Consider the following 241-nt stretch of genomic DNA (forward strand, 5'->3'; position numbering starts at 1 on the left):
TTGCGGAAACCGCATCGCGAGCACGCCGATCACCGCGAAGTTGACCGGCGCGAGCACCGGCAGCCGCCAGTCTTTCGGCGCGTCCGCCCGCGCGCGGGTCGTGAGCCGCACGAAGCCGTACGCGGCGAAGCCGAACAGCGGCCCGCAGCCGATCGCCCAGGCGACGAGCGGCGTGCTCAGCACGATCGCGGGAACCGTGTACTGGTGTTCGTTGCCGTGGCCGTGCCACGCGACGGCCGAC

The 241-nt window shown here is 72.2% G+C and carries 1 protein-coding gene; it reads right to left on the reverse strand.

Going from position 1 to position 241, the window contains the following annotated elements:
* Positions 1 to 241: chloride channel protein (locus KVT39_RS37245; protein ID WP_368858974.1), on the reverse strand; the 241-nt coding region annotated here is incomplete at both ends.

Source organism: Burkholderia sp. GbtcB21 (genome assembly GCF_019091065.1).
Lineage (GTDB): Bacteria > Pseudomonadota > Gammaproteobacteria > Burkholderiales > Burkholderiaceae > Burkholderia > Burkholderia pyrrocinia_C.